This is a genomic window from Idiomarina sp. ST10R2A5 (assembly GCF_051842325.1).
Classification (GTDB): Bacteria; Pseudomonadota; Gammaproteobacteria; order Enterobacterales; family Alteromonadaceae; genus Idiomarina; species Idiomarina abyssalis.
The window spans coordinates 1-445 of sequence record NZ_JBNIEX010000024.1 but is presented as its reverse complement, the minus strand read 5'-3'; the positions used below and the strand labels follow the sequence as shown (position 1 = coordinate 445).

The 445-nt window shown below is 50.3% G+C and carries 2 tRNA genes; both read right to left on the bottom strand.

From position 1 onward, the window contains the following. Positions 1-160 precede the first annotated feature (160 nt). A tRNA-Thr gene (locus tag ACP7FG_RS12990) sits at positions 161-236 on the bottom strand. A 12-nt stretch (positions 237-248) separates the two neighbouring features. Next, positions 249-323: transfer RNA gene (locus ACP7FG_RS12985), tRNA-Gly, on the bottom strand. Positions 324-445 lie beyond the last annotated feature (122 nt).

Below are 445 nucleotides of genomic sequence, written 5' to 3'. Positions count from 1 at the left end.
GTTTTACCGTGGTCAACGTGACCAATGGTGCCGACGTTTACGTGCGGCTTCGAACGTTCAAATTTTTCTTTAGACATTGCAGCCTCTCTAACAAAATTCTTTCGGTGTGTTACCTAAGCTAAAAAGCAAGACCGAGGTTTATTAGGGGCCTAAAGTGAAATGGTGCTGATAGGCGGATTCGAACCGCCGACCTCACCCTTACCAAGGGTGCGCTCTACCAACTGAGCTATATCAGCACTAACGGAATTTGGAGCGGGTGGCGGGAATCGAACCCGCGTCATCAGCTTGGAAGGCTGAGGTAATAGCCACTATACGACACCCGCAAATTCACAATTTTGTGAGGCCACCTCAAAACCAAGGAAATTGCGTGGTGGAGGGGGCAGGATTCGAACCTGCGAAGGCTGAGCCGTCAGATTTACAGTCTGATCCCTTTGGCCACTCGGGA